The organism is Neisseria iguanae (genome assembly GCF_003013245.1).
GTDB lineage: Bacteria > Pseudomonadota > Gammaproteobacteria > Burkholderiales > Neisseriaceae > Neisseria > Neisseria iguanae.
The window spans coordinates 26,087-51,925 of sequence record NZ_PXYY01000007.1; the positions used below are offsets into that span (position 1 = coordinate 26,087).

Annotated in this window: 19 protein-coding genes and 2 pseudogenes; 13 read left to right on the forward strand and 8 right to left on the reverse strand. The window is 48.3% G+C overall.

The genetic code is table 11. The annotated features are described in order from the left end of the window. Positions 1–42 precede the first annotated feature (42 nt). Both cas8c and C7N83_RS02165 read left to right on the forward strand, forming a co-directional pair. A pseudogene (gene cas8c, locus C7N83_RS16875) lies at positions 43–1,166 on the forward strand (type I-C CRISPR-associated protein Cas8c/Csd1); the annotation flags it as partial. Between the two features lie 213 nt (positions 1,167–1,379). After that, a pseudogene (locus tag C7N83_RS02165) lies at positions 1,380–1,661 on the forward strand (type I-C CRISPR-associated protein Cas8c/Csd1); the annotation flags it as partial. 64 nt (positions 1,662–1,725) lie between these two features. Here the strand turns inward: C7N83_RS02165 and C7N83_RS02170 are convergent. The 3 genes from C7N83_RS02170 to C7N83_RS02180 all read right to left on the reverse strand — a co-directional run bounded on the left by C7N83_RS02170 (position 1,726) and on the right by C7N83_RS02180 (position 6,385). Continuing rightward, positions 1,726–3,111, reverse strand: a complete 1,386-nt coding sequence (locus tag C7N83_RS02170) for a TolC family protein (protein ID WP_106740299.1) — start codon at positions 3,109–3,111, stop codon at positions 1,726–1,728. A 59-nt stretch (positions 3,112–3,170) separates the two neighbouring features. Next, positions 3,171–5,105, reverse strand: coding sequence for a MacB family efflux pump subunit (locus C7N83_RS02175; protein ID WP_106740301.1), 1,935 nt, complete (start codon positions 5,103–5,105; stop codon positions 3,171–3,173). Between the two features lie 104 nt (positions 5,106–5,209). Continuing rightward, on the reverse strand, positions 5,210–6,385 hold the full coding sequence (locus C7N83_RS02180; protein WP_106740329.1) for an efflux RND transporter periplasmic adaptor subunit: 1,176 nt from the start codon (positions 6,383–6,385) through the stop codon (positions 5,210–5,212). 330 nt (positions 6,386–6,715) lie between these two features. Between C7N83_RS02180 and C7N83_RS02185 the strand changes: the two genes are divergently transcribed. After that, positions 6,716–7,168, forward strand: coding sequence for a type IV pilin protein (locus C7N83_RS02185; protein ID WP_106740302.1), 453 nt, complete (start codon positions 6,716–6,718; stop codon positions 7,166–7,168). Positions 7,169–7,421: 253 nt separating this feature from the next. Here C7N83_RS02185 and C7N83_RS02190 read toward each other — a convergent pair whose 3' ends face one another. The 4 genes from C7N83_RS02190 to ybeY all read right to left on the reverse strand — a co-directional run bounded on the left by C7N83_RS02190 (position 7,422) and on the right by ybeY (position 10,495). Further along, complete coding sequence (locus C7N83_RS02190) at positions 7,422–7,808, reverse strand: MliC family protein (RefSeq protein ID WP_245911097.1); 387 nt, start codon at positions 7,806–7,808, stop codon at positions 7,422–7,424. A gap of 468 nt (positions 7,809–8,276) precedes the next feature. Beyond that, entirely contained in the window at positions 8,277–8,732 is a 456-nt protein-coding gene (locus tag C7N83_RS02195; RefSeq protein WP_106740331.1) for a type IV pilin protein, read from the reverse strand. A gap of 415 nt (positions 8,733–9,147) precedes the next feature. Beyond that, positions 9,148–9,978, reverse strand: a complete 831-nt coding sequence (locus C7N83_RS02200) for a CorC family transporter (protein ID WP_106740306.1) — start codon at positions 9,976–9,978, stop codon at positions 9,148–9,150. A 1-nt stretch (position 9,979) separates the two neighbouring features. After that, entirely contained in the window at positions 9,980–10,495 is a 516-nt protein-coding gene (gene ybeY, locus C7N83_RS02205; RefSeq protein WP_106740308.1) for an rRNA maturation RNase YbeY, read from the reverse strand. A gap of 554 nt (positions 10,496–11,049) precedes the next feature. On the opposite strand from ybeY, the gene hemC reads away from it, so the two are divergent. The 6 genes from hemC (at position 11,050) to nagZ (ending at position 17,959) form a co-directional block, all read left to right on the forward strand. Next, complete coding sequence (hemC, locus tag C7N83_RS02210; protein WP_106740309.1) at positions 11,050–11,985, forward strand: hydroxymethylbilane synthase; 936 nt, start codon at positions 11,050–11,052, stop codon at positions 11,983–11,985. Between the two features lie 88 nt (positions 11,986–12,073). Further along, entirely contained in the window at positions 12,074–12,712 is a 639-nt protein-coding gene (gene nth / locus C7N83_RS02215) for an endonuclease III (RefSeq protein ID WP_106740332.1), read from the forward strand. A gap of 208 nt (positions 12,713–12,920) precedes the next feature. Then, complete coding sequence (locus C7N83_RS02220; protein ID WP_106740311.1) at positions 12,921–14,432, forward strand: DegQ family serine endoprotease; 1,512 nt, start codon at positions 12,921–12,923, stop codon at positions 14,430–14,432. Positions 14,433–14,583: 151 nt separating this feature from the next. Next, positions 14,584–16,107 carry a Na+/H+ antiporter NhaC family protein gene (locus C7N83_RS02225; protein ID WP_106740312.1) on the forward strand — a complete coding sequence of 508 codons (1,524 nt, stop codon included), beginning with the start codon at positions 14,584–14,586 and terminating at the stop codon, positions 16,105–16,107. Continuing rightward, the gene (locus C7N83_RS02230) at positions 16,097–16,807 is read left to right on the forward strand and encodes an IS481 family transposase (protein WP_245911098.1); all 711 of its coding nucleotides are present in this window, start codon (positions 16,097–16,099) and stop codon (positions 16,805–16,807) included. Before C7N83_RS02225 ends, C7N83_RS02230 begins: the two co-directional genes overlap by 11 nt. 66 nt (positions 16,808–16,873) lie before the next feature. Beyond that, positions 16,874–17,959 carry a beta-N-acetylhexosaminidase gene (gene nagZ / locus C7N83_RS02235; RefSeq protein ID WP_106740314.1) on the forward strand — a complete coding sequence of 362 codons (1,086 nt, stop codon included), beginning with the start codon at positions 16,874–16,876 and terminating at the stop codon, positions 17,957–17,959. A 71-nt stretch (positions 17,960–18,030) separates the two neighbouring features. Here the strand turns inward: nagZ and C7N83_RS02240 are convergent, their stop codons facing one another. Next, entirely contained in the window at positions 18,031–19,761 is a 1,731-nt protein-coding gene (locus C7N83_RS02240; protein ID WP_170064771.1) for a potassium/proton antiporter, read from the reverse strand. Between the two features lie 318 nt (positions 19,762–20,079). Between C7N83_RS02240 and C7N83_RS02245 the strand changes: the two genes are divergently transcribed. The 4 genes from C7N83_RS02245 to hemA all read left to right on the forward strand — a co-directional run bounded on the left by C7N83_RS02245 (position 20,080) and on the right by hemA (position 25,656). Beyond that, on the forward strand, positions 20,080–20,952 hold the full coding sequence (locus C7N83_RS02245; RefSeq protein WP_106740315.1) for a DUF808 domain-containing protein: 873 nt from the start codon (positions 20,080–20,082) through the stop codon (positions 20,950–20,952). Positions 20,953–21,059: 107 nt separating this feature from the next. After that, a complete protein-coding gene (lnt, locus tag C7N83_RS02250) occupies positions 21,060–22,619 on the forward strand; it encodes an apolipoprotein N-acyltransferase (RefSeq protein ID WP_106740317.1) in 1,560 nt (519 codons plus the stop codon). A gap of 353 nt (positions 22,620–22,972) precedes the next feature. Continuing rightward, positions 22,973–23,836, forward strand: a complete 864-nt coding sequence (rpoH, locus tag C7N83_RS02255) for an RNA polymerase sigma factor RpoH (RefSeq protein WP_106740319.1) — start codon at positions 22,973–22,975, stop codon at positions 23,834–23,836. A 566-nt stretch (positions 23,837–24,402) separates the two neighbouring features. Beyond that, a complete protein-coding gene (gene hemA / locus C7N83_RS02260) occupies positions 24,403–25,656 on the forward strand; it encodes a glutamyl-tRNA reductase (protein ID WP_106740321.1) in 1,254 nt (417 codons plus the stop codon). Positions 25,657–25,839 lie beyond the last annotated feature (183 nt).

The window sequence follows — 25,839 nt, forward strand, 5'->3', positions numbered from 1 at the left end:
GTCCGGCAAACGATTCTTCTGCCGCAATACTGCGCCTGCAATATGATTACATTATACAATAGTAGCAAAGATATTCCGCACAATTCATTATTTTATAGAAAATCAAAATCGGAGCAAACCGATATTGCAGGTAATCCCAAAGTGCCTCCTTATGGCTTTAGCGAAGAAAAATCCGCTATATTTTGGTGTTATCAAAAGAAAGCGGGTTGGCTGATGTATACCGCACTTAAGCGGCGACAAAAACCCGCAGCCGAAATTGATGAGCGTGCCACACCCTGAAAAACGCACTTCTGGTGTAAAGCCCAATTTTTTATGGGACAAAATCGCTTATTTGCTGGGCGTGGAAGGCAATAAAGACAAGCAGGCAGCCAAAGAAACGCTGTTTTTTCTGTCTGAAAAAACCTTTGCCGCATTCAGACAGCATCATCTGGATTTATTACAGAACAACGTTGATGCCGGTTTGCGGGCTTTCTGTTCATTTTTAGAAAAACGGCAGCCTGAAAATTTTACCCAACCGCCGCGCGGTTCCAAAATACCTGATGCCAATATGGTGCTCTATGGTGTTCACACTGGATGGCGAACGAGGCCGTCTGCATCAGAGCGAAGCCGCATAAGCATTGCGGGCGGCACAATTGGCAGAAGACAATACCGAGCAAGGCTTATGTGTTGGTAAGCGGCAAACAAGCGCCCTCGGCAAGGCTGCACCCGGCGGTTAAAGGTGTGCTTGATGGGCAAAGCTCCGGCAGCCCGATTATTTTTTCAACAAAGAACCGTTTGTTTCTTTCGGTAAAGACAGGGCGCAAATACCCCCCTGTCGGAAACCTCCGTCTTTGCCTGCACCTCCGCACTCAATTACCTGTACGCCATGAAAATGGGCATTGCTTAAGCTATTGGCGATGCCAGCACCTTATTTTGGGCAGAGGCGGCAGACAGGCAAAGTGCGGTAGCGGCGGAAGGATTTTTTGCATCCGTGGCGGCCCCGCCTGATGATGAACAGGAAAAGCAAAAGTTTTGTGATGTATTGAAACAAGTTGCCAAAAGGCGACCTTTGCAAGAAATTAATCCAGATTTAAAAACAGGTTACCCGCTTTTATGTGTTGGGTTTGGCAACGAATGCGGCACGGATTTCGGTACGGTTTGGGTTAGATACCACTTTTGGGCAATTATAGCTTTATAGCCGTTTTACTAAATAATGGGCACATAAATACCCAAATGCCGTCATTCCCGCACAGGCAGGAATCCGGAACGTTGGTTTTCAGTAATTTTTTACAGGTTCCTGTACCGGCAGAACCGGATTCCCGCCTGCACGGGAATGACGGATTTCAAGTTTCAGACGGCATGAGAAAAATTTGTACTCATTTTTAAGTTAAACGGCTATAGCAGAAAATTTAACACAACATTGGCAGGATTTAGCAATAAACCTTACCCGTGGCAAACACCGCCGTTGATTTGGCGTTGCGCTGATTCAGACGGCCGTATTGAGCAAAAGCGAAAATATCTCGCCCTTGTTAGCTGGGGAGATGACGCGGGCGGTGGTTGCGGCACACTATCCGGTCAGTTTTCTGCCGCAACTGACCAGCCGGATTGGTGCCGACGGCGACAACAACGGTTTGAGAATTGCCTTGATTAAGGCTGTATTGCAACGGTGTTGCCGTAAAGGGTTGATTAAAGGGAGATACCTATGGCATTAAGATTTTTTCAGACGACCTTAATAAATCAAGCAAACTATTTCGGCGTATAGCGCCCTGCCATGGCTTTGTACACCATGTTTTCATATTTCAACACTTCATAGTGTTGGGCCAATACATTTTGTGCCGAGCTGTATTCGCCGTTTAAGGCTTCAAGCCAGTCTTTCAGCTCATTTTTGCCGTATTCGTAACGGGTTTGGTAATAGCGGCTGTTTTGCTGATCCAAAGCGTAACGCCGGCGGGTGTTGTCCAACGTGGCTTGCGCGTTTCGGTAGGCGAGATAGTTGGTGTTGACTTCGTTCAGCGCAGTGGTCAACGCCTGCTCGAAACTTAATTTCGCACTGTCAAAACGCGCTTGGGCATCTTTGTTTTCCCATTGCAGCTTCTGCCAATTCAAAAACGGCAGGCTGATTTGCACCGAACCACCTAAAAACGGCACGTCAAACACGGTACGCGCTTTGTTGGAAGAAGCACTCAAGCTCGCGCCCAAAGTAATGCTCGGATACCAGCTGCGTTGTTGTACTGCCAAGGTTTGCACCGATGACTGCAAACGATATTCCGCCGCACGTAAATCGGGACGGTTGGCCAACACAGAAATCGGTACGTTCAAATCTACTCCTTTCACTTCCGGCAAACGGTATTGCGACGGCTCGGTGACAATGGCTTCGCCCGGCTTCAGGTTCAGCAGGTTGCGCAGGGTTTGCTCCAGCGCATTGCGGCTGTTTTGCAGCGACACCAGATTATTTTGCATACTCAGCAAAGTTTGTTCCGTCTGCATACGTTGGCCGGAATCAGCCTTGCCATAGCGGTATTTGGCATCGGTAATACGGGCGATTTTCTGATATTGCTTCATGGATTGCTGTGTCAGCGCCATGGCTTCATTAAGGTAAGCGATATTGAAATAAGCATCGGCGACATTGTTCACCAAGGTCAGGCGTGCTTTGGCCAAATCTTCCCGGGTGGCGCGGTATTCCCACACTTGGGCATCGGAAACCGCACTCAACCGCTTCCATAAATCCAGTTCATAGCTTAAGCCTAATTGGCTGCTGAAGCTGCTGCTGCTACTACTACCGGATTTCAAGTTTCTAGAAATAGAAGAGCCGGCCGAGCCGCTAAACGACGGCACCAGATTCACGCCCAAAATATTGGCCTGATACAATGCGCGGTTTACCGAAATCGCGGCCTGTTTCAAATCAATGTTGTTGTCCAAAGCCTGCCGGATGACGGCATTAAGCCTGGGGGTTTGATAAATTTCCCACCAGTTGCCGTTAATCTGATAACGCTCGGCGGTTTCGGTCGCGCTCATGATATGGGGATTGCCGTTTAAGCCCGGCGTGTTGGCTTGGGGATTGGAGGCACACGCACTTAAGGTCAAGGATACGGCAATCATGGAAGCCGTCTGAAAAAAGGTTTTGCTGTTCATGGATTCATCATTCTGATGTTTCGGACGGCCTTTTCAACACATAGGCCGTCTGAAAAAAATTAATCTTGCGCTAAGGCATCAATTGGATTGAGTTGCGAAGCGCGGCTGGCCGGCATAAAGCCGAATGCTATGCCGATCACAGTCGAACACAACACCGCACCGATAATCGACAAGATGGAAATATTCATCGGAAAAATTGTAACAAAATAATTGAACACCATACTGATGCCCGCCGAAATCGCCACGCCGATCAAGCCGCCGATCAAGCAAATCAATACAGCTTCAATCAAAAATTGCTGCAAAATATTGCTGCGCCGCGCTCCAATCGCCATGCGCACGCCAATTTCTTTGGTACGCTCGGTCACCGACACCAGCATAATGTTCATCACGCCGATACCGCCGACCACAAGAGAAATCAAGGCAATGCTGGAAATCAGGAGTTTCATGGTGCTTGTAGTGCTTTCTACGGTTTGCTTGATGCTGTCGCTGTTGCGCATGAAAAAATCTTGTGTGCCGTGGCGGGCGGTCAACAACTCGGTCAAGCCTTTTTCGGCGGCTTGTGTGTCGGCATCATCTTTGATTTTAACCACAATTGAATTGATGCGGCTCTCGCCGGTGATTTGGTGCATAACCGTGGTGTAAGGCGACCACATCATCAGGCTGTCGGAGCTGCCGAAATTATTGGTTTGGTCGTCCATCACGCCGATAACGGTCAACGGACGCTTTTTAAACAGTAAAACTTTGCCCAATGGATTCACATCACCAAAAAGCTTGGATTGAGTGTTTGTATCAATCACGACCACTTGCGCATCTTCTTTCACATCACTCTCGTCAAACAAGCGGCCTTTAGCTAAAGTCAGGCCCAGTACGTCGAAATATTGTTCGCCCACGCCGTAAAGCTGGCCGGTCAAATTGGTGTTACGGTAGGTTATGGTGCCGCTGGAAGAAGTTTGCGGTGTGGCGAAATCGACGTAGCTTTGTTTGCTGATGGCCAATGCATCGTTGACGGTCAGCGTTTTAACCTTGCCGGAGCGTCTGTCACCGAAACCTTTGCCGGGGAAGATGGTGATGGTGTTAGTGCCCATCGCATTGATATCGGCCATGATTTTCTGTTGCGAACCTTCACCTAAAGCCACCACCGACACCACCGATGCAATGCCGATGATAATGCCGAGCATGGTCAGCAGCGAACGCATTTTATACGCATAAATCGCATGCACCGACATTTTTAAGGCTTCCATAAACTGATCATAATAAAACGACCACGAAGCCTTCTCTTTCACAGCCTGCACTTGGCTAGGCGGAATATCGGCAGATTTGCTGATATCGGAAATAATCTCGCCGTCACGGATTTCAATCACGCGGTTGGCATTGGCAGCGATGCCAGGATTATGCGTCACCATGATAATCGTATGACCTTCTGCATGCAGTTTATGCATGATTTCCATCACGTTTTGGCCGCTGTCAGTGTCCAAAGCACCAGTCGGTTCATCGGCAAAAATAATCTCACCGCCGTTCATCAAGGCGCGGGCAATCGAGACCCGCTGCTGCTGGCCGCCGGACAGTTCACTGGGTTTATTGTCTTCTTTGGTTTCCAAGCCCAAATCATGCAACAGTTTTTCCGCACGCGCCGAACGTTCTTTCTGATCAACACCGACATACACTGCCGGCAAAGCAACATTATCGCGCGCAGTCAGTGAACTGAGCAGGTTATAGCGTTGGAAAATAAAACCGAAGCGACTGCGGCGCAAGGCGGCCAATTGTTTGGCATCCATCTGTGAGGTTTCAACACCGTCGATTTTATAAGAGCCGCAGGTGGCGCTGTCGAGACAGCCGAGAATGTTCATCAAGGTGGATTTGCCTGAACCGGATTGACCGATAATCGCCACAAAATCACCTTTTTCCACCTTCAGGCTCACGTTTTTCAACACGTGGACACGGTTTTCGCCGCGGCCAAAATAACGGTTGATGTCAGTGCATTCAATTAAACTCATATGTCTGTTACCAAAGCGTGTGGGAGGGAAGGAATGAAGCCGTCTGAAAGATAATCAATATGCCGTAATACTATGTCAGACAACTTTGTTTCAGGCAATCTGCCTTACATCGGCGGCCCCATATGGCGGTCACCGTCTTGCGCTGTGTCGGACGGATTAGTCTCGGAAACGATGACTTTGTCGCCTTCGTCCAAACCGCTTTTCACTTCGGTGTTCATGCTGTCTTTCAAACCGGTGGTAATATCTTTGCGTACCGCTTGCCCGTTTTGCCCCAATACGCGTACAAACGATTTGCCTTCGCGGTCTTTTTTAATCGTGATGGTTGGCACAGCCAGCACATTTTCCGCTACATTGATTTCAATGGTATTTTGCGTGGTCATACCGATAGCAAGTTTACCTTCGGCATTCGACACCAAGGCGCGGGCATAATAGTAAATTGCACTTTCAGTGGTGTCGGTTTTTTTGTTGTAACTGCCTTTCGACATGGTGGTCAAACCGGGATCGATGCTTTCCAATTGCGAGGTAAACGGCGTATCCGATTCGGATAAAATGGTAAACGAAAGCGGCTGGCCGGGTTTGACCTTGGTAACGTCGCCTTCGGCAATCTGCATTTTATTCAGCATGGTTTCCAAATTGGCCAATTGGATAATCGTCGGCGTGGCTTGGTTGGCATTAACCGTTTGACCTTCCTCCACCAGAATCGCCACTACTGTGCCGTCTATCGGGGCAATAATGCGGGTATGACCCAAGTCGGCTTCAGCGGTATTGATGGAAGTCTGCGTTTGGCGGATAGAAGATTGCAACTGCGCTACTTGTGCTTTAGCGGAAGCCAAGGCATTTTCCGCTTCTTCCAATTCCTGTTTGGAAGTGGCATCTTCTTTCCACAATGCCGCCTCACGTTTATATTTTTTGCTGGCACTGCGCAAAGCGATTTCGGCCGACGCCAATTGTGCTTTATACGTATCCAGCTTGGCTTTTTCAGTGTTCAGGGTATTGGTTTGGGTAGTGGAATCAATGTCGGCAATTCGGTCGCCTTTCTTAATTTCCTGTCCCAGCTTGACATACAGCTTTTTAATCTGACCGGAAGCCTGCGCACCAATTTCCACCAAGTTCGAAGGCGAAATCTCACCAGTAGCGGAAACAGTTTGGCGGATGTTGGAACGTTTCACCGGCTCAGTGATGTAATTGACCTTATCGGCTGGTTTGAAATGGCTCCATGCCGCATATGCCAGCCCGGCCGCTACCATTGTACCAATCACCCATTTCATTGTTTTTGCCATCATTTTTAGCTACCTGATTTGTGTCTTCTCATGCGGCTTTTGATATTTTGTCGCACAATGCCAACAGTTATTTGGAATAAATTTTAAAAACCAGCAGACTTTACTGGATTTTATTTCCCTAGCCAAGTCTTATCCAAATGCTTTTATCAAAATAAATTATTGATTTTAAATATATTTAATAAAACTAAATTTTCAGAATATTGCACCGCCTTAACATATTTTCCCAAATTCGATATTTATCTATACATACCAAATGCAAGAAAGAATTTATAATAATAAAAATAAAGCCTTTTAAGGCACCATTAAATATAAAAATATTGATAGTCACTTATGAAAACCAGACAATCCGGCTTTAACTTGATCGAACTGTTGATTGCGATTGTGATTTTGGCATTACTTGCCACCATCGCCATACCTTCTTTTCAATCTTTTATCCGCAATACACGCTTGGCCAATGTTCGCAGCGAATTGGCGGAGAACGCAAAAAATTTAGAGCGCTATTATACGCAAAAAGGTACTTTTGTCGGTTTCACAACAGATCCCGGTTCTTTAGTACAAAATCCATACTTTACCATTAGTTTCGACCCTAAATCAGCTCCCAATCCATCTGACTCCGGTTTTGTATTAAAAGCTACTCCGATTGATCGAAAGTCAGAACCTTGCTCCATTTATATGAGCGACAGCGGCATTTTCTGGGCAGCAATTGATGAAAACGATGACAGAAAAAATAATGAAGTCTGTCCCGGTTACGAAGAACCATACCCCACTGAGCGCAAAAAATAAAATCCCGCCGTTCCGATTTACACCCAAATTAAAATCAAAATCGTATAATATATTTACTTAAGTAAACATCTTACAAATAAATATTTTATGATGCGTTTTTTACAATCCGGCTTTTCCCTTATCCGGCTATTAATCGTCATCTACCATGTTGGGATATACGATTTGACGAAAATTTGTTTTGCAATATCATCAAATAAAAATAACGGGTCTGTTTTACAAAACAGACCCGTTATTTTTATTTGACAAACTTCAATTAAGCGCGACAAACCGTTTCGCCAGAATTTCCCTGTGCGTCTTTATACCCGAAATAGGCCTCGCCGCCTTTCTGATGCCATCTCGCCCCGCCACCCCAAAGCCCTGTATTTCCAGTGTAGAGTTCACCCGAACCGGAACGGGCCAACTTCAACACTGCACTGTCGTTATCGACGTTTAAACGGATTTTCTCATTGCCCAAATAAGCCACATAAACAGCCATTCCGTTTTCACATTGGAATAAGTTTTGCTTGGCGTGTTTGTTTTGGATTTCTTCATGATGGTGAGTGTGGCCGTGGTCATGTGCATGATGTAGACTGTGGTCATCACTGGCACAGGCAGCCAATGTTAATGTGGCAGCAGCGAAGAAAAAGGCTTTTAATTTCATGAAATAACTCCTAACAAAATGAAAATTTGAGGGTACTGCGGTTTTCTTTATAGCATATAAAGAAAGCTTCAGGCAAGCTTTCAAACCGCTTGGTTTGCCGGTAAAACAATGATAGGCAGGCATTATCAGCCCTGCTTTGGCAGCGTACCGTCCAAGCTCACCCTATCGGGCAAAAGCCTTTTATTACAAATTAACAGTTTTATAAAATCAAACGGTTGCGGTCATTTATTTGCTTGTTGTTTTTAATATATCTGAAATCAATCCGAATTTTCAGAATATTGCAACACTTTCTCCGGTTTTGTATTGAAGACTACTCCTGTTGCATGAACGACAGCGGCATTTTCGAGGCAGAAATTGATAAAAACGACGACGGAGAAAATCATGAATCTGCCCCGGTTACGAAAAACCATAGCCTTTGGTGGTGGCAGCGGCCGCACGCGCGCCGATGCCGCCCCCTTTATCTTTTGTTTAGGGTTGATAGATGGTGCAATCTTTATCTTCACCTTTAAAGAACGCATCGTCAGTGTCACACAAACTGGTCGAACGCTCGCAGATAAAAATCGTGAGCGACTCATCGATTTTTAGGATACGTGGTTCGTATCGGCTATTGAAAGCAACGGCCTTTAAGGTGAATTTGCTGTCGTGCGCACCTTTGGCATTATTGTTGGGGCGGATACAGAATTTGTCGGTTGAGGTGTTTGGTAATTCAGGCCATTTGGTCGATGTTTGTTTGAAGGAGCCTTTTTGCTGGTAAAAACGTTCCATAAATTGCGCGTTTTGTACCAATGCAGCTTGGGCGGCACGCAAATCGGCGTTTTTAATGTAGCTTTGGTAAGCAGGATAAGCCGCCGCCGCTAACATGCCCAACATAGCGATGACGATTAATAGCCGGATAAGGGAAAAGCCGGATTGTAAAAAACGCATCATAAAATATTTATTTGTAAGATGTTTACTTAAGTAAATATATTATACGATTTTGATTTTAATTTGGGTGTAAATCGGAACGGCGGGATTTTATTTTTTGCGCTTATTGGGGTATGGCACGCGCTTTCTTGATTTCCTTGTTCATCATTGTGAAAGTTCCTTACTCATGACCTCATGAACGGACAGTCTGCCGTATTCGTTGGCTTCGTTTCGGGTTTTATGAATGCAGTCAGATAAAGAGACGGGGAAATCATCATCTTTATCTTTAGAAGATACGGACGATAAACGACTTAGTGGAAATGCCGGCAGTTCCGGATTAACGGTGTAGAAAACAAATACACATGAAAAAGTCTCTTTGTTAAAGAGGCTTTACGTTAATTAAAAATACCCCTCTAATGGGACGCAATATTCACGTTTATTCCTCTTTGGCTTTTACCACCATCAAGGTATGTAAGCGGCGGTTGTCGGCGCGGGCAACGGTAAACTGCAACGGTCCGATGACGACTTTTTCACCACGCACCGGCAGATAGCCGAATTCCTGAATCACCAAGCCACCGATAGTATCGACTTCTTCGTTACTGTATGTGGTGCCGAAAAATTCGTTGATGTCTTCGATTTCGGTCACGGCATGAATACGCCAGCGTTCGGCGGATACGGCAAAAATATTGCCGGCACTTTCGTCTTCGTCAAACTCGTCTTCAATGTCGCCGACGATTTGTTCGATGATGTCTTCAAACGTTACCAAGCCCGATGTGCCGCCGTATTCGTCAATGACAATCGCCATGTGGTTACGCTGCTCGCGGAATTCTTTCAATAAGGCATTGAGCGACTTGCCTTCCGGCACAAATGCCGCCGGACGCAAAATGGATTTCAGATTGAATTGCTCGCCGTTGAACATAAACTTCAGCAAATCTTTGGCGTGCAAAATGCCCAATACTTCGTCTTTGTCTTCGCCGATAACGGGAAAACGCGAGTGTGTTGTTTCAATGATGTAGGCGACAATGCGCTCAAGGCTGTCATTTTCTTTAATTACATTCATCCGGCTGCGTGAAATCATCGCATCGCGTACTTCAAGTTCGGCGAAATCTAATACCCGTTCCAAACGAATAAACGTGTCTGCGTCAAACACTTCCTGCGCGTGCGCCTGACGCAGCAGGCTGATGACGTCTTCAGTAGAGTCCGGTTCGCCTGCCAAACGGGAAACCAAACTTTCAAAAAAATTGGGTTTCGACTGTGTGTCGTTCATCTTAATGTTCGTCCTGTTGATAAGGGTTGGGGTAACCTGCGGCCTGCATCAGGCGGATTTCGGCAGCTTCCATGATTTCGGCTTCATCTTCTCTGATGTGGTCGTAACCCATCAGATGCAAGGTACCGTGCATGGTCAGGTGGACAAAATGCCGTTCGGGTGTTTTACCTTGTTCTTCCGCTTCTTTCAACACCACTTGCGGACAGATAATCAAATCGCCATACAGGCCGTCTGAAAACTGATGCGGCATAATTTCGCCTTCGTTCAAGGCAAAACTCAATACATTAGTGGCATAATCTTTACGACGGTAATCGCGGTTATACGCACGTGCTTCTTCTTCATCAAGCAGAATCAGACTGATTTCAGCACGGCGGTATTTGTCTTTTAATGTCGCAAAAACCCAACGGTAGAAATCGTTTTCAGACGGCACCGAACCAACGGAAGAAGCGTTGACAAAGTTTAAATGAAAACGTTGGCGTTGTAATGAGAGAAAAGGATATTTTTTGGCGCGTTTCATACAAATCGGACATGTAAAATATAAAGGGCTTGAATGTGTTGGCAATATAACATGAAGCGTTTGCGGATGAAATCTCCTTCAAACAGGAAACCATCCCTCAAACTCTTTGGTGATGCCGTCTTTCGCAGTTAATATGCGACACCATCCGTATGGTACCCTACCCGCACAGAAATTTGACGGTGAAAACCCTGATTTGGCTCAGCCTGTGTTTATCTGCATTGCCGGCTTATCCGCACAACGTCAGGCCGGCTTCTTAAGGCCATAAAATGAAGGGCACGTCCATCTCGTTTCAAGAGAGTCTGAATTTATGGTTGACAGGCAAACTTCCTGTCTGGCGGATAATAAAGGCTTGGTCAGCGATCCAATCTAAGCCTTACGTACGGAATACACCGCGTTTGACGTAATGCCAGGAAATGTCTGCATTCAAGATAGGTTTTTCAATCCATCGAACAATCAAAACCAGACATCCTGTCTTTCAGGCCGTTATCAGAAAGCGGTCACAGTAGAAGGTTTGTGTTAAACTCATACCATTCCGACTTTGACAAAACAAGCTTATGAACCCGAAAAAACTTGTGATTGCCAGCCGCGAAAGCCTATTGGCAATGTGGCAGGCCGAACATATCCGAGGCCGGCTGAAAACTCTCTATCCCGACTGCGACGTGCAAATCTCAGGTATGTCCACGCGCGGCGACCAGATTTTAGACAAAACCCTTTCCAAAATCGGCGGCAAAGGTTTGTTTATCAAAGAATTGGAACAAGCCCTGCAAGACGGCCGCGCCGATTTGGCGGTACATTCGATTAAAGATGTCCCGATGGATTTGCCGGAAGGTTTTGCGCTGGCAGCCATTGGTGAACGCGCCAATCCGTTTGATGCGTTTGTGTCCAACCGATACGAGCGTTTGGAAGACTTACCCCGAGACGCAGTGGTCGGCACTGCAAGCCTGCGCCGCGAAACACAATTGCGGGCGCGCTATCCGCATCTAATTATCAAACCTTTGCGCGGCAACGTACAAACACGTTTAAACAAACTTGACAACGGCGAGTACGATGCCATTATTCTTGCCGCCGCCGGCTTACAGCGTTTGCGCTTAGAAGGCCGCATCCGCCTGATTATCTCCGATACCGTCAGTCTGCCCGCTGCCGGACAAGGGGCGCTGGGCATTGAAATCGCCACCCACCGCAAAGATTTACTGGAAGTATTGAAACCGCTCAATCACGACACCACCCACGCCTGCGTCACGGCCGAACGTGCGCTGGCCCGCGCTTTGGGTGGCAACTGCCAAGTGCCTTTGGCGGCTTACTGCACTGAAGAAAACGGCTTACTCACCCTGCGCGGTCTGGTCGGCCGTCCCGACGGTTCGACAATTCTCAAAGCCGATGCCCAAGCTCCTACGGAATACGCCGACTCATTGGGTCGTGCCGTGGCCAAAAGCTTGGCCGATGACGGTGCGATGGAGTTGATTGCAGCCGTATTGGAAGAACAGGCTTAAGCGTTTTATGCCCAAGGCCGTCTGAACAGTCCCCTGTTCGGACGGCCTTTTTGTTATAATAATGGCCGATCCCCGAGAAAACCACACCATGAACAAGCACATCCGCCAAGAAATTTTCGAACGTCTCCGCACCGCCAATCCGCACCCGACCACCGAACTGAATTTCAGCTCGCCTTTTGAATTACTGATTGCCGTACTGCTGTCAGCGCAAGCCACCGATGTGGGCGTTAACAAAGCCACGGCCAAGCTGTTTCCTGTCGCCAACACCCCGCAAGCCATACTGGACTTGGGTTTGGACGGCGTGATGGAATATACGCAAACCATCGGTCTTTACAAAACCAAATCGAAACACATCATGCAAACCTGCCGCATTTTATTGGAACAACACGGCGGTGAAGTGCCCGAAGACCGCCCTTCTTTGGAAGCCTTGCCCGGTGTCGGCCGTAAAACCGCCAATGTGGTGCTGAACACTGCATTCGGTTGGCCGGTGATGGCAGTGGATACACACATTTTCCGCGTTTCCAACCGCACCAAAATCGCACCGGGAAAAAACGTGCGCGAAGTCGAAGACAAACTCATGCGTTTTATTCCAAAAGAATTTCTAAAGGATGCGCACCATTGGCTGATTCTGCACGGCCGCTACACCTGCAAAGCACTCAAGCCACAATGCGGACGATGCATTATCAACGATTTGTGCGAATGGAAGGCGAAAAATATTGTTAATTAGCTTACCGGGCAGAGTCATTGCAAATAAAGTATACACATGCCTTTAAGCCGTCTGAAAGGTTTCAGACGGCCTTTCCCATTGAAAATGAAATGCTTGAAAAAATGGCTGTAATCGGTAAAATTACCCCTATTTATTTTATTGCAAGCATATCACCCTTCAGTCTGATCAACACACCGCAACCCGATAAAACATATATCTATAACAAGGAATGACTGTGACAAAAAATACCAAGAACTATATAGCATTAACCATCGCATCCGTATTGGCTTTGGGCGCGTGCGACAAAGCCGACAGTTTTTTCAGCAACGACACCCCAGATGAAGAAAAAGAGCTGGTCCAGCGTATCGAGGCGCCGAAAGAAAACAGCAGCGTCGGCATGCTGCTGCCGGATTTTGCTCAGTTGGTACAAAACGAAGGCCAAACCGTAGTCAATATTCAAGCAACTGCAGCCAAACGCAGCCAGCAGAAGGTAGAAGAAAACAGCATGGATCTGAGCCAGTTCCCAGATAACGATCCATTCTACGAATTTTTCAAACGCCTAGTTCCCAACCTGCCTGATATGCCGCAGGAAGAAGCCGGCAGCAGCGACTTAAATTTCGGATCAGGCTTCATCATCAGCCCGGACGGCTACATTCTCACCAATACCCACGTAGTTGCCGGCATGGGCGATATTAAAGTCCTGCTCAACGACAAGCGAGAATACACTGCCAAACTTATCGGCTCAGACCAGCAATCCGATGTCGCTTTACTGAAAATCGATGCCAAAGATTTACCGGCCGTCAAAATCGGTGATCCTAAAAAACTCAAACCAGGCGAATGGGTGGCCGCCATCGGTGCGCCGTTTGGCTTTGACAACAGCGTAACCGCAGGCATTGTGTCGGCAAAAGATCGCAGCCTGCCGAATGAAAACTACACCCCTTTTATCCAAACCGATGTAGCCATCAACTTCGGCAACTCGGGCGGCCCTTTGTTTAACCTAAAAGGCCAAGTGGTCGGCATCAACTCCCAAATCTACAGCCGCAGCGGCGGCTTCATGGGTATTTCATTCGCCATTCCGATTGATGTGGCCATAAACGTGGCTGACCAATTGAAAAAAACCGGCAAAGTACAACGCGGCCAATTGGGCGTTATCATTCAGGAAGTATCTTACGACTTGGCCAAATCATTTAACCTAGACCGTGCCAGCGGTGCATTGATTGCCAAAGTCATGCCAAACAGCCCTGCCCAGCAAGCCGGCTTGCAGGTTGGCGACATTGTCCGCAGCGTCAATAGCGAAGAAGTACGCTCCTCCAGCGACTTACCAGTAATGGTTGGCGCCATGCCGCCGGGTAAGGAAGTCAAATTGGGAGTATGGCGTAAAGGCAAAAAAATTTCCCTCAATGTCACATTGGGCAGCACCGGCGCACCGACCCCTGGCGGCGAAGCGAAAACGGGCAACCTCACCTCGCCGAATGATGTTCAAAGTTTCATGGTAGAAGAAGCCGGTTTAACCCTGCAAACACAAACGACCACCGACAAACAACGTTTAATCGTGATCCATGTCAGTGGTGCTGCCGAACGTGCGGGGCTCAAGCGCGGCGATGAAATCATGGCAGTGGGCCAAATCACTGTCAATGACGAATCGGGCTTCCGCAGCGCGTTGAGCAATGCCGGTAAAAATGTACCCCTGTTGGTGCAACGTGGTGGCAGCGCCCTCTTCTTGGCTTTGAATCTGCAATAAAACGGCATAAACTTGAAGAGTAATGATAAAATACCCGTTATTTTGAAAATAACGGGTATTTTATCATTCAAACTTCATGCTTTTTCAAACGTTTTTTACATACAAAAGGCCGTCTGAAAACATACTATTCCACTTTTCATCATTTTATTTTATGCAATTAATCGATTACTCAAGCTCTTTTATGTCGGTGATTCCGGCATTTCTGGCTCTGGCGCTGGCAGTATTTACCCGCCGTGTTTTACTCTCCCTGACCATCGGCATCATCATCGGGGTATTGATGCTCACCGGCCACCATCCTTTAAACGCTTTGACCCATTTTAAAGACATTGCCGTGTCACTGGTTTGGGCAGATGGCGATTGGTCGTTTGGAAAACTCAAGATACTGATTTTCTTGCTACTTTTGGGAATTTTCACCTCGCTGCTGACTTATTCGGGCAGCAATCAGGCTTTTGCCGATTGGGCGAAACAACATATTCAAAGCCGTCACGGTGCCAAAATGCTGACTGCCTGCTTAGTGTTTGTGACCTTCATTGACGACTATTTCCACAGCTTAGCCGTGGGTGCGATTGCCCGTCCGGTTACCGACCGCTTTAAAGTATCACGCGCCAAACTGGCTTATATCCTAGACTCCACTGCCGCGCCGATGTGCGTTTTAATGCCGGTTTCAAGCTGGGGGGCATCGATTATCGCAACGCTGGCAGGCTTGCTCGTTACCTACAACCTCACCGGTTACACACCGATGGGCATGTTTGTCGCCATGAGCGCGATGAATTACTACGCACTCTTTGCCCTGTTGATGGTCTTCTTTGTGGCCTATTTTTCGTTCGACATCGGCTCGATGACCCGTTTCGAACAACAGGCTTTGAGCAAAAACCATGAAGAACAAGCCGTTTCAAACAACCTTAAAGGCCGCGTGTATGCATTGATTATTCCCGTTCTGGTGTTGATTTTCGCCACCATTTCCGCCATGCTCTACACTGGCGCGCAAGCCCTAGACAGATTCAGCATTTTGGGCGCGTTTGAAAACATTGATGTGAACACTTCATTGGTATTCGGCGGGATTTTAGGCGTATTGGCCGTATTGGCCTGTACCGTTGGCACTATTCCGGCACATGTTTACCCGAAAGCCGTCTGGCAAGGCATGAAATCCATGTTCGGTGCCATCTGCATTCTCATTTTAGCTTGGCTCATCAGCACCGTGGTCAGCGAAATGCGTACCGGCGAATTTTTATCGACCTTGATAGCAGGCAACATTCATCCGGGTTTCCTGCCGGTAATTCTGTTTGTCTTGAGCAGCGTGATGGCATTTGCGACCGGAACCAGTTGGGGAACTTTCGGCATTATGCTGCCGATTGCCGCAGCCATGGCGGTAAAAATCGACCCAAGCCTGATTATTCCGTGTTTATCAGCTGTGATGGCCGGGGCGGTGTGCGGCGACCATTGTTCACCGATTTCCGATACCACCATTTTGTCGTCCACCGGCGCACAATGTAACCACATCGACCATGTCACTTCGCAATTGCCTTACGCGCTTACCGTAGCCGCTGCGACCGCCAGCGGTTACTTAGTATTGGGTTTTACCCACTCCGCGCTACTCGGCTTCGGTTTGACCGCCGTGGTATTGGCGGTATTGATTTTGGTGTTGCGCAGCAAGAAAACCACCCTTGCCGCTTAATGTTTCAGACGGCCTGAACTGTAAGAACAGAGTCACCATTTCCCGTATTCGGCGGCAACAGCCCACACCGCAAAACAGCACCAACAACCTTTTCAAACCAGCCAAGGATGGCATGAAACGTTTGGTTAAAGTTGAAAAGGCCACCAAAGAAAACCTCAAAAAAAACAGGCCAAGCGCGACAATCAATCCTATTCCGGTGAAATGGTACATTTCGGTACCAAACGTCTGCCTTTACTGTAGAATCAAACAGCAACCGGACCGGGGGGATTACCTGTTTGCCGCCATTGATGACGACTCCCGCAAACGGTATACAGCTATTTTGCCTGACCGTACTGCACCGGTGCTTTTGTACGATGTGATCGATTGCCGTGCGTATACCATCGGATATGCTTACCCGGATAACGGCATGGAATATCGGGGCAATGCGGCACATCCGTTTGCGGCTGCCTGTGTGCAAAACAATAGCGGTCAAAAGTTTACCCGTATTGCCGGACCGCAAACCAACAGTGAAGCAGAGCAGGTTATCCGTACTTTAATGGAAATGTGGCATGATAAGTTTCCGTTTAAGGATTCGGGACACCGGCAACGGAATTATGCCGTTTTTGTGAATTTTTATCATCCGGTTAAGCCGAATAAGGGGTTGAAAGTTGATACGCCTTTTGAGATTTTACAGACTTATTTTTCTCAATCTGTTGTATAAACAACGCGGCTGTTTCTTACAGCTAAGGCCGCCGGAAACATTATTAAGGATATATAAGGAAACAAGATGACCCACCCCATCATTCCGCGCGGCCCCGTGATGGCCGATGTCAATGCCTTCGTATTGACCGATGAAGAAAAACAGCGCCTGCTTGACCCTGCTGTCGGCGGCGTGATTTTGTTCCGCAGAAATTTTGAAAGCGTGCTACAACTCAAAGCATTAATCCGCGATATCAAAGCCCTGCGCGCTCCGGAACTCATTATCGCCGTTGACCATGAAGGCGGCCGTGTACAGCGTTTTATCGATGGCTTCACGCGCTTGCCTGCAATGAGTGTTTTGGGCGAAGTTTGGGATAACGAAGGCGCAACAGCAGCCAAAGCAAAAGCCGAACAAGTGGGTTGGGTGCTGGCGACCGAATTGAGCGCGTGCGGTGTGGACTTGTCATTTGCGCCGGTATTGGATTTGAACTGGGGACAATGCGCCGTTATCGGCAACCGAAGTTTCCATAGCGATGCCGATATCGTTACCGAATTGGCCTTAGCCTTGCAAAAAGGTTTGAACAAAGGCGGCATGAAATCCTGCGGCAAACACTTCCCCGGTCACGGTTTCGTCGAAGGCGACAGCCACCTGACCCAGCCGCAAGACGGCCGCTGTTTGGCAGATTTGCAGGCTACCGACCTGATTCCTTTCGGCAAATTAAGCGATGCAGGCATGGCAGCAGTAATGCCTGCGCACGTAGTTTATCCTCAAGTCGACCCGAATCCGGCCGGTTTTTCAGAAAAATGGCTGAAACAGATTTTGCGCCAAGACATTGGCTTTGACGGCGTGATTTTTTCAGACGACCTCACTATGGAAGGGGCAGTCAGTGCAGGCGGCATTAAAGAACGCGTTCACCGCGCATTTGCTGCCGGTTGCGACATTGCGCTGGTATGCAACCACCCCGATTTGGTCGATGAATTGCGTGACGGTTTCAAGATGCCGACCAATCCGCACTTGGCCGCACGTTGGGCATACATGTCCAATACATTGAGTACGGATGAAGCTGAGGCAATGATACAGACAAGTGAATTCAAAACCGCACAAACGCTCACCGCACAATTGGCCGGCCCGAAAGACCTTGATAACGGCGTGAAGGTCGGCGAAGCGTTTTAAATCCCTGAAAATAAACCGAGGCTGGCTGAAAACCGGTTTTTAGACAGCCTCAATTGATATAAACAGCCAATTTAATCCGGAAATTTCATGCCCATCAATTTGATGCTGCCGTCTTTATTCAATTCCTTAATAGTCAGCTCAAAGTTACCAATACTGACGCGGTCGCCTTCTACCCATTTAGTACTTTCCGAACGCAGCTCAAACAATTCGCTCAAGCTCAAGCTCTCTTCATTCGGCTGCAATTTCAAGCCGTAAGCCTTAGCCAAATCACCGGAACGGCTGACTGGATCGAATGAAAACTCGCCAAAATAATCGAAATTCAGCAACACGCTTTTATCGGTTTCGGTGAAGTAATACGCCATTTTTTCCACCTGCTCACCCGGCAGAATATACCAAGCGATGTCACCTCGTTTCAATTTGGTATCACTTTGCAGCTCAATTTTATGGCCGTCACGAATCAGTGCAAAACAACGGCGGTCGAAACTGGCAGAAATAGGAGCCACATCATCGGGATGCACGCCTTCCGCTTCTGATTCCGCCATCACCTTAAACGATATCATGCGCACTGCCTCTTTTTCTGCCAGCCAAATATCACGGCTGTCGTTCGGTTCAGGCTTCGGCGGCATGGCCACATTCAGCAGACGGGCCATCACCGGAATAGTCGTCCCCTGAATCAGCAAAGACAATACCACCACTGCAAACGCCACATCAAATAACGCCCGCGAATCGGGTACCCCCATAACCAAAGGCATCATCGCCAGCGTAATCGGCACCGCCCCGCGCAAACCCAGCCAGCTGATATAAGCCTTTTCGCGCATGCTGTAATTAAACGGCCACAAGCCCGCAAACACGGCAACCGGCCGCGCCGCCAACATCAAAAATGCCGCCAATACAACAGCCTCGGAACCACGCTCCAATACATTCGACGGCGTGACCAGCAAGCCCAAAACCACAAACATCGTCGCCTGCGCCAACCATGCCAAACCGTCCATCACGCGCAAAACATGTTCAGTGGCGTGGTTGTGTTGATTGCCGACCAAAACACCGGCCAAATACACTGCCAAAAATCCGCTGCCGCCAATCAAATTGGTAAACGAAAACACCAGCAAGCCGCCGGACACAATCATCAGCGCATACAGACCTTCCGGAAGATTCAGACGGCGTACCAGCTTGGCCAATAATTTGCCGCCGATAAAACCCATCAGCATGCCAAAACCGATTTGCAGCAGCAACATCCACAAAAACGACATCACACCGCTTTCTTCCGGCTCCACTGCCATCGCAATCAAGGCAGTTACCAAGAAAATAGCCATCGGGTCGTTGGCACCCGATTCGATTTCCAGCGTTGCCTGCACACGCTCGTTCAAACGCACGCCGCTGTTGCGCAGCAGGCTGAATACCGCACCGGCATCAGTCGAACCGACAATCGCCGCCATCAGCAGACCAAACCGCCAATCGACATCCAAATAAATCGTGGTAAAAATACCCAATAAGGCCACACTGGCAAACACACCCCACGTCGCCAATACCGCCGCCGGTTTCAAACCGATGCGGAAACTCTGCAAACGCGTGCGCAAACCACCGTCGAGCAAAATTACCGCCAAGGCAAGCTGACAGATGAAGTTGGCTGAAACGAAATTGTCAAACTCAATACCGCCTATCCCTTCCTCACCGGCCAAAATACCGACTGCCAGAAAAACCAACAGCAAAGGCATGCCCAACCGCGCCGAAAGTGTGGTGGAAACCACACTCAAAAACAGCAGCGCACCACCGAGCAGGAATAAGATATTCATCCAATCCACGTTTTTCATCCTCCTTATCTGCTGATGATTGATGGGAAAAACGGCCACTTATCACGCTTCAAGCACCGATTGCCCAAGATTTTAACATATCTGCACTCATGCAAATTAGTAACTGTTTAATAATCTTTTCTTTAATTTAATTTAATTAAAGGCCGTCTGAAACATAAAACCCGTATAATTTTTCAGATATAATGTCGGGTTCCGCCGACGGTTGCTTTTTTGTTAGCCCAAAGCTTTTCAGCAAACCGATGTGAGTGGAAAATCATGACTTTTTCTTGATTCATGACTTTTTCTTCTATAAGTTAGGAACCATTCAAAATGGCTTTTGCTTCTCTTTTCACCCTGTTTGACGACATTACCGCCGTATTGGACGACGTGGCCTTAATGACCAAAATGGCCGCCAAGAAAACGGCCGGCGTCGTCGGCGATGATTTGGCTTTAAATGCCAACCAAGTCACCGGTGCTTCTGCCGAACTCGAATTACCGATTGTCTGGGCAGTAGCCAAAGGTTCGTTGGTTAACAAAGTTATTTTGGTACCGGCGGCATTATTGCTGTCTGTTTTTTTACCTGCCGCAATTACGCCTTTACTGATGGTCGGCGGCGCATATTTGTGTTTTGAAGGCGTGGAAAAACTGCTGCACAAGTTTTTCCACGCAAACGACAACGTTAATGAAGTAACTCACACCGGCGACGAAATCTTCGATGAAAAAGCCAAAGTCACCGGTGCCGTCCGTACCGACTTCATCTTATCGGCCGAAATCATCATCATTGCCTTGGGCGTAGTGGGTGCTTACGGCCCGCTGACCAAATCCTTAGTGATGTCTGCCATCGGCATCGGCATGACCGTGGTTGTGTATGGCATGGTTGCCATCATCGTGAAGCTTGATGACTTAGGTTTGCACCTAATCGAAAAAGGCAGCAGTGCGGCCAAAGCCTTTGGCCGCGGCATTATCGCCTTCATGCCGTGGTTTATGCGCGGTTTGAGCGTAGCCGGCACTTTGGCGATGTTTTTGGTCGGCGGCGGCATCATCACCCACAACTTCAGCCCGGTACATGATTTCCTGCACGCCCATCACTGGGACACCGGCCTGATGGCGCAAACGGCCAACTTGGCGGTCGGCGTCATTACAGGCGCATTCGTTTGTGCCGTGGCGTTGCCTTTGATGAAAGTATTCCGTAAAAAACATTGATTCAGTGCCGACAGGCCGTCTGAAATCATATGATTTCACTGTAAACAACGAGGCCGTCTGAAACCTGACCCCTTCAGACGGCCTACTTTTTTTATTCACTTTAAAGTATGAAGATTCTCCGCAGACTCGAAGCATATTGGCAAAAACCCCTGCTCTACTGGCCGCTGGTCATCGTGATTGCCACCGCCACGCCGCTCACCTTTGCCCCTTATTACCATTTCTGGCTGATGCCGCTGCTGTTTGGCGCGCTCATCCGCCTGATTGAGTTGCGCCCGAGCGTAACTGCTGCGACTGCTTATGTATTCGGCTTTTTTGCCTACCTGTCACAGTTTTACTGGATTCATACGGCCTTACACAATGTTTCCGGCCTGCCAAACCTTTATGCCATTCCCATGACCGTATTACTGCCGGCATTTTTGGCGCTCTACCCTACCCTATGTTTTTGGTTGTGGAAAAAATTTCACTTTCCGCGCTGGATTAAAGTCGGCATTGCCCTGCCGGTTTTATGGACACTGACCGAATTCGCCCGCGAACGCTTCCTCACCGGCTTCGGCTGGGGCGCATTAGGTTATTCGCAAATCACCAAAGCCAGCCCCTTGGCCGGTTTTGCGCCCGTCGGCGGCATTCACTTGGTCACCTTAGCCACCGCCTGCATCGGCGCATGGCTGGTTTTGTTGGTGGACAACGCGGGGCGTCTGAAAAACCGCCTGTTGCCTTTGTGTTGCGGCGTGGCTTTATGCACCGTCGGCTACATTGCCCAAGAAACCGAATTTACCGAACCGGACGGCAGTACCAACACTGTCGCCCTGCTGCAAGGCAATATTGAGCAACGCATCAAATGGCAAGAAGACCAAATCGTCCCGACCATTCAAAAATATTACGAGCAACTCAGCAAAACCCGTGCCGACATCGTGATTTTGCCGGAAACCGCCATTCCGGAAATGCGCCAAGCCTTGCCTGAGAATGTGTTGAACGCATTTGCTGCCCAAGCACAAAGCAACGGCAGCGCGCTGGCTTTGGGCATCACCCAATACACACATGACGGCAACGGCTATGAAAACGCCGTGATTAACTTAACCAACTACAACAACACCACCGCCAAAGAAATCCCGTATTACACCAAAAACCATCTGGTACCGTTTGGCGAATACAAACCTTTGCCTGCCATCACCAATGTACTTTACCGCATGATGAACATGCCGCTGGCCGATTTCCGCAAAGGAGGCGAAGGCCAAGCACCTTTGGTGATGAAGGACCAGCGCGTTGCATTTAATATCTGCTACGAAGACGGCTTCGGCGACGAATTAATCGCCACCGCCCGCCAATCCACACTGCTGGCCAACGTCAGCAATATGGCATGGTATGGCGATTCCAACGCCATGTATCAGCAGCTGCAGCAATCCCAAGCACGCGCAATGGAATTGGGGCGTTATATGGTGCGCGCCACCAATACCGGCGCCACCGCCATTATTTCCCCCAAAGGCAGCATCATCAGCGAAACCGAAGCCAATACCGAAACCGTACTGACCGGCCATATCAAAGGCTATACTGGCGAAACGCCCTATATGAAAATGGGCGGTTCGTGGTGGCTGATTGGTCTATTGGCCGTGATTGCAGCCGTGTTGTTTATATTGCGGCGCAAACCGGAATCATCTATTGAAATGTAAAATATACCCTATGATTCCTTTCCTGATAAAACAGGCCGTCTGAATATTTCAGACGGCCTTATCTTCATATTTAAATGACACTTTCCCATTGCAAGTTTATGCAAAACTTACCTACAAAATTTACATTCATTACTGTTTGTATTATAATCATCTCATTTCCCAGCAAACCACTCGAATATTAAAAATCAATGGACCTTGAAAATCTACAAAATTTAACCTATCAAATGTAGAATATTTACCGAAAAAAGAGTAGAAATAGCCATAACAGACAGACAATGCTATACTTATCTATATACGCACACAAAATCAGGCCGTCTGAAAACAAGCGGCCGCAGAAAAGGAAAAATCCACTTATGAATAACGCTTTTGCATTACCAGTCATCCACAGCGGTAACGGTAGCTTGGAGCAATACATTCATACCGTTAACAATATTCCGATGCTGACTGCCGAAGAAGAAAACAACTTGGCAGAACGCCAACTCAAAGGCGACATCGAAGCCGCCAAAAAACTCATTCTTTCCCACCTGCGTGTGGTCGTATCCATCGCACGCGGTTACGACGGCTACGGTCTCAATCAAGCCGACTTGATTCAAGAAGGCAACATCGGCCTGATGAAAGCCGTCAAACGCTACGAGCCGAGCCGCGGCGCACGCCTGTTTTCCTTTGCCGTGCATTGGATTAAAGCCGAAATCCACGAATTTATTCTCCGCAACTGGCGGTTGGTGCGCGTAGCCACTACCAAGCCGCAACGCAAACTGTTTTTCAACCTGCGCAGCATGCGTAAAAGCCTGAATGCCCTGTCGCCTAAAGAAGCGCAAGACATCGCCGATGATTTGGGCGTAAAACTTTCCGAAGTATTGGAAATGGAACAGCGCATGACCGGCCACGACATCGGTATCTTGGCCGATAGCAACGACGATGAAGACAATTTCGCCCCGATTGACTGGCTGGCCGACAATGAAACCGAGCCGACCCAGCAAATCGCCAAACAAGCCCGTTACACGCTGCAAACCGACGGCCTGCAAAACGCCTTAGCGCAACTCGACGACCGCAGCCGACACATTGTCGAAAGCCGCTGGTTGCAAGACGACGGCGGACTGACCTTGCATGAGCTGTCCGCCGAATACGGCGTATCAGCCGAACGCATCCGTCAAATCGAAACCAAAGCCATGCAGAAATTACGCAGCTTTTTGGCCGAAGAAGCCGAAGCAGTTTAATCTCCAAACCCAAAATCCCGTGAGTCCGCATTTCAAATGCAACACTTAGTTGTTCCCGATTGTACCGCTTTCAGAAACAAATTAACCGGAGAGTCATAATCCGGCATTTTTTTCCGACGGCGGTCGCTTTTGCCTTCTCCGCTTCGCTATGTTTCTGCACCTGCCGGCAGCAGTATGTTCCGTTGGCGCTGTGGCCCGCGGCTGAGGGTGGATTTGTGGCAGCCTATGGTTTGTGCGGTTTGGCCGAAGGTTTGGTTGCGGTGCAGTATCTTTGCTCTAAGGTCGGTTGTGTGTGGCTGATATGCAATCTTTCTTGTCGGGAAAGGCAGTATGCTGCCGCATACTGACCTTTTTCTGTTGTCAAAAGTTGTACTTGCTATGCGAATCTGCGGCCGTCTGAAATTTCAGACGGCCTTTTTTCTTTTTTTTTTAATCAGTTAGGTAAATTATTTTCCGTTAAATTTTGACAATCAGACACATTGCATAAGCCGCAAAACATTCTTTTCAAAGCCAATTTACGCTATAATTACGCCTTCACGCAGACTACCCTATTCTTAAATATTCCCATGCAACTTACCGCCGTCGGACTCAACCATCAAACTGCGCCTTTGAGCATACGCGAAAAGCTGGCTTTTGCTGCGGCGAGCCTGCCTGAAGCAGTGCACAGTCTGTCCAGCAGCGATGCAGCCAAAGAAGCGGTAATTTTATCCACCTGCAACCGCACCGAGCTTTATTGCATCGGCTACACCGAAGAAATCATTGAATGGCTGGCGAAATATCATGATTTGCCCACCGATGAAATCCGGCCCTATCTTTACACTTTCGACAGCCACGAAACCGTGCGCCATGCCTTCCGCGTCGCCTGCGGTTTGGATTCCATGGTTTTGGGCGAGCCGCAAATTCTTGGACAAATCAAAGATGCCGTTCGCATCGCTCAAGAACAAGGGAGTATCAATGGCAACTTAAATATCTTATTCCAAAAGACTTTTGCCGTGGCCAAAGAAGTGCGCACTGATACTGCCGTGGGCGAAAATTCAGTGTCAATGGCTTCCGCTTCGGTGAAAATGGCCGAACAGATTTTCCCCGACATCGCCGATTTGAATATTTTGTTTATCGGCGCAGGTGAAATGATTGAATTGGTGGCCACTTATTTTGCCGCTAAAAATCCGCGCCTGATTACCGTTGCCAACCGTACCCTTCCGCGTGCGCAGGAATTGTGTGACAAACTCAGCGTCAATGCCGAGCCGTGCCTGTTGAGCCAATTGCCCGACATCATGCACGAATATGATGTGATTGTGTCGTCCACCGCCAGCCCATTGCCGATTGTCGGCAAAGGTATGGTTGAGCGTGCGTTAAAAAAGCGCCACCACATGCCCGTGTTCATGCTCGACTTGGCCGTGCCGCGCGACATCGAAGAAGAAGTCGGCGAATTAAACGATGCTTATCTCTACACTGTTGACGATATGCATGACATTGTCCGAAGCGGTAAAGAAGCGCGTCAAAAAGCCGCCGCTTCCGCCGAAGCCATGGTAGAAGAAAAAGTCGGCGAATTTGTCGAATGGCAGAAAAGCCGCCAAAGCGTGCCGCTGATTCGCGCCTTGCGTGATGAAGGCGAACGCGCCCGCCGTCAGGTATTGGAAAATGCCATGAAGCAATTAGCCAAGGGCGCATCCGCCGAAGAAGTGTTGGAACGCCTGTCTATCCAGCTGACCAATAAACTGCTTCACTCACCGACCCGCGCTTTGAACAAAGCCGGTTCGTCCGACAGCGGTATCATCGACACCGTTGCCCAAATCTATCATTTGGATAATCACGAATAAACCGAATAATAAAGGCCGAGACCTTTACAAAACCCAACCCATAATCAAAAAAAGCGTACTTAGGTGACTAACGTACGCTTTTTTTCAATATTAAATGCCCCATAATTACCTATGATTCCCTATTTTGGAACATATCCCCCCCCTTTTTCAGACAGCAGCAGGCACACGGAGCCTGTTGGCAGC